This is a genomic window from Streptomyces phytophilus (assembly GCF_013870535.1).
Taxonomy (GTDB): Bacteria; Actinomycetota; Actinomycetes; order Streptomycetales; family Streptomycetaceae; genus Streptomyces; species Streptomyces phytophilus.
In genome coordinates this window covers 1-4593 of record NZ_JACBXC010000431.1, presented here as the reverse complement: position 1 = coordinate 4593, position 4593 = coordinate 1, and the positions used below count along the sequence as shown (strand labels likewise).

The 4593-nt window shown below is 70.3% G+C and carries 2 protein-coding genes; one reads left to right on the top strand and one right to left on the bottom strand.

The window, feature by feature from the left end; translation table 11 throughout:
• Window positions 1-990 (top strand): ABC-2 transporter permease (locus H5J30_RS18540; protein ID WP_181788533.1); only part of this gene is annotated, 990 nt, incomplete at its 5' end.
• A 98-nt stretch (window positions 991-1088) separates the two neighbouring features.
• Here the strand turns inward: H5J30_RS18540 and H5J30_RS18535 are convergent.
• Window positions 1089-3620 (bottom strand): hypothetical protein, encoded by a 2532-nt coding sequence (locus H5J30_RS18535; RefSeq protein ID WP_220189070.1) that lies wholly within the window; start codon window positions 3618-3620, stop codon window positions 1089-1091.
• Window positions 3621-4593 lie beyond the last annotated feature (973 nt).

Here is a 4593-nt window from a genome sequence, read left to right as displayed (position 1 = left end):
CGCGCCGGCCCGTTCCTGACGCCGGTGGTGCTGGTGCTGCTCCTCGCCGCCGTCGCGGGGCTCTTCGCCGGTTCGTACACCGCCGCGATGGCCAACCCCACGCCGCACGACCTGCCGGTCGCCGTCGTCGGCGACGTGGACGCGGAACCGGGCGGGCGGGCGTTCGTCAGCGGGCTGGAGGAGGCCCTGGAGGCGTCGGTCGAGCTGCGCCCGTACCCCACGTACGCGCGGGCCAGGGACGCGGTGGAGGAGCAGAAGGTCTTCGCGGTGCTGCGGGTCGGCCCCGGCCGGATGCGGGTGGACCTCTCGGGCGCGGCGGGCGCGTCGGTCGCGCGGCTGCTGATGGAGGACGCACCGCGGGTCGCGAAGCGGGTGGGGGTGCCGGTGACGGTACGCGACATCAAGCCGATGCAGTCCGGCGACCCGCAGGGGCTCGCCCTCTTCTACATCTCGCTCGCGGCGGTCATCGTCGGCTTCATGGGCGCGATCCAGCTGAGCGTGCACGCGCGCTCGCTGAACCCGGCGGAGCGGATCGCGTTCACGGCGGCGTACGCGCTGCTCGGCGGCTTCACGATCTACGCGGTGGTGGACCTGCTGCTGGGGGTGGTGCGGATGCCGTTCCCGCAGTCGTGGCTGACGCTGGCGCTGACGATGTTCACGTCGGGGATGGTCTTCACCATGTTCAACACCCTGATGGGGCGTTGGGCGATCCTGCCGACGTGGGTGGTGATGGTGCTGGTCGGCAACCCGTCGTCCGGCGGCGCCGTCTCGTGGCCGCTGCTGCCGTCGCCGCTGGGCGAACTCGGCCGCTGGCTGCCGCCGGGCGCGTCGGTCAACGCCCAGCACACGGCGGTGTACTTCGCGGGGCATCAGCACCCGTTCCCGTACCTGGTGCTGGCGGGGTGGGCGGTCGCGGGCACGGCGGTCTTCTGGACCTGGCGCCACCGGCACCCGGGCGGACGGGAGCGGGTCGCCGTGGTTCAGGCGTGATGACCGGAGGGCCCCGATCTGCCGGCGTGTTTCCACCCGAGGTTGTGCGCGTCCTGGATGCCGAAGCGGGTCCGGGGAAGTCGCCGGTCCGGCCTCGCTTATCCGGCTTCGGTGGGCGGGCACCACCCCGACTGGGCCCGATCGCCCCATCGTCCGCAGAAGCCGACCTGCGTGGGCGGTCGCGCTCCTTCCACGCGCTGGACCGAGAGGAGTTTGTCGAGAGGGACCTGCCGGTCGACCACGCCACCGAAGTCGATGATGCCGCTTTCGCCGTCAAGGGCCTCACTGCCGTGGATGCGGCCGAGCGCCTGCCACACCGCACCAGGGGTGAGTCGCATCTCGGGTGCGGCGTCGAGGAGTTCACCGATCGCCTTGAGGTAGAGGTTCACCGCGTCGAAGCCCAGGGCGGCGTGCCCGTCGAGGGAGGTGTTCTCGGCCTGCGCGCACTCCCCGGGGAAGAGCCTCGCCATCGTGCTGTAGAGGTCGCTCGAATCCGCGCACGAGGTCGAGCCGAGGGTGAAGTCCAGGAACTCGTACGGTATACGGCCGAAGGCGCCCCGCCGGTCCGCGTTGGCGGCGAGCCGGGCCACGTCGTCGCCGCCGAGGAAGGCCGGCGGATTCGAGCCGCAGGTCTCGTTGGCACCGTTCAGGATCGCCTCGAAGTCGTCCGACCGACCGGCGAAGAAGACCAGCCCGCGGTGGTTGCAGGCGTCCTGGCCGACGGTCCGTGCGCCGGGCCGGCCGGAGGCTTCGGCCTGCGAGTAGGACGGTTCGAAGCCCGCGACGCCGACGTCGAAACCAGCACGCTCAAATGCCGCGACGGCGTCGTCCCGCAGATTGTCGCTGTACAGGTCGGTGGGGTCGGCCGAGTACAGGACCCGCACGCTCCTCCGGGCCAGCGCGCCGCTGTCGGCCAGGTGATCGGCGTACGCGGCGGCGACCGCGGCCTCGCGCTCGTTCTGCGGGGAGACCTGGTAGTAGAGGGGAGACTCGTCGTCGAGGCCGTCGGCGGTGAGGGTCGTGCCGACCATGGGAAGGCCGAGACGGGTGAGTTCGCCCATCATCTCGACGGTGGCGTGGCGGCTCTGGTCGAGGCCGGTGACGCCGACGATCGTGGGATCCTCGCGCATCATCCCCTCGATCGTGCGGGTGACCACGTTCCCGAAGCGCATGTCGGAGCCGGCGTTGGCCGGAAGTATCCGCAGCACCGGATCCCTCTCCCCGTCGAGGTCGAGTTGTCGCCGCTGCGCGCTGGCCGCGCCCTGAACCTGCTCGCGTAGGTACGCCTGCGCATTGGACCCCTCGGCGGGGCTACCGAACAGCGCGGACACATGGAGGAGGGTGACCAAGGGCCTTCCGGTGGTTCGATGAATCCGCTCGGCCTCGTCGTTCTGCTCCGCAATCGTCTCCAGGACGCCCCGCAGGCGCTCGTCATCAGATCCGAAGTCGTAGCCGTGTGAGGCGACGCCGACGCAATCGCCGGTCGCCTGGCGCTTCACGGTCGCCGCGTCAGGATTGTCGCGACTCAGCCCGCAGTGCTGGTCCTCCCACGCGTGGACCTCTCGTCTCCGGTCCCGCTCCTCGTCGTTGCTGAGCCAGAAGACGAGGGTGCCGAGGAGTGCGGGGAGAACCAAGCCGAGCGTGCCCACGGCAGCGAGGCGACCTGCCCAGGCCGACGGGCTGTTCGTGGTGAACCGGCCGGCGGCGGAGCTGCGCTCGCGCTGCGCCTCGATGCCGGTGTCGTCGTCGGGCAGCAGGCAGGGCGTCCGCAGCGGCAGATACCAGAAGCCGGCATCACGCCCGCGGCCCGCCGTACGCAAACGCTCGCACCACGCCTCGTACGGGCCCAACTCGTCGGTCAGACTCCGCACCCGGCCTTGCTCGTGCACACCGTTCGCGGAAGTCGTCAGCAGGAGCAGCGGATCGAAGGCACCGGTCTCGTTGCGCACCTCGACGAACGCCTGCACCAGGTCAGGGCCGCCGTTCTCGGGGGTCAGGCCCGTCAGGAAGGCCACGGGATACGCCGTGCGCTGGTGGGCGCGCTGGCGCCAGGGACGACGCGCGTACGCGATGCGCAGGTCCTCCAGGAAGGCGTTGATCATCACCTTGGTGACCTGCGCGGGGTCCTCCCTCGCCCACCGCAGCTGGGTGAGCCGCAGCGCGAACCCGGCGAACGTTCCGGGATCGGCGGGCGCCATGTACGGCTGGCGCAGCAGCCACCGGTACTCACTGCCCAGGAAACGCCAGGCCCGGAACCACATCAGCGGCAGCACGTTCAGGCCGAAGAGGTACGCCCACCAGGGCACGCTGCCCTGAAGCGCCACCTCGGTGCCGGGGCTGCGCATGAACCCCAGCACCCCGCGCCGCTCAAGCTCCCGCTTCCTCAGCCTGCGCAGCATCTCCTGGGCGTGCCGGGCGTCCGGCTCGTCAGCCGTGTTCGTCATCAGCAGCAGCCAGTTGACGAGTCCCAGCCGCCGGAACCGAACGGCCTGGGGACCGTAGCGGGCGGAGGAGAACTCCATGGCGAGTTCCACCAGCACGCGTCGGCACAGCTCCACCCGGCGCCATTCGGGAGTGAGATCGCTGCGGGCGGCGGCGACCTCGTCCCACTTCTGCTCGATGTCGGCCACCTGGCACGGAACCGGCCGGGGCTGGGCCTTTGCCAATGCCTGCTTGACTTGTTCGGAGAGTTCGTCCTGATGATCACCGATCAGGCTCAGGATCGGAATGCCGTCTCGTGCGGAGACCTCACCGGGTAACTCTCCCCGGCGCGGGCGGCTTACCAGCCGGCCCAACAGCTGGAAAAGCCGATCACCATGTTCGAAGACGTGCGGCACAGTGCCTCGATTTCCTCGGGCAACACGAATTGAACCGCTTACCCTAGCCCCGGCGCAGAAGGTCCCGCTCGGACAATCGAGAATGGCGGCCGGTTGCTGCTTTCCGACCACCGATGTCGGTGGTGATGTCACCGGCACAAGAAGAGACCCGGACAAGATCCTTGTCCGGGTCCTTTTGCCGATCGTGCTGTGTGGCCGGGGCCGGGGTCGAACCGGCGACCTCCCGCTTTTCAGGCGGCCTTGAGGGCCCGTGGGGCCGGTGGTAGCCATGGAAGGTGAGGTGTGGACGCTCGCTCTGGGACGCCCACGTTCGGAGCCGTTGATGTCAGCGCTGATGTCAGACCGCAACGCTGGTCCCGACGCTGCGGACCGTACCGCCTGCGGCTGCCGTCCAGCCGTAGAGAAGGATCCCTGGGCTTGATCCGCTCTGACGGACATCCGAGATCAGGGGCTGCCCCCGAAGGATGCGAAGACGGCCACGGCGACCGGGCAACGCGGGAGCGCATCCGGCGGCGCGCCGCTGGCGCGGGGGTGTCGTCAGCAACACCCCGCAAGCGGTGGTTCGCCGGATGGGCCGCCGCCTACAGGGGCGGCGACCATTCCGTGACGGTGAATCGATCGCGGAGGGAAGACTGTGAGTCGTCTTGAGGAGAGGCGCGTACTGACGCGCCGTACGGTGCTGGGCGGTGCGACGGCGGCCGGTGCGGGGCTGGTGTGGGGGGCCGCGGCGAGCGCCACCGCGGACGGGAGGGCGCGGCCGGTGTCG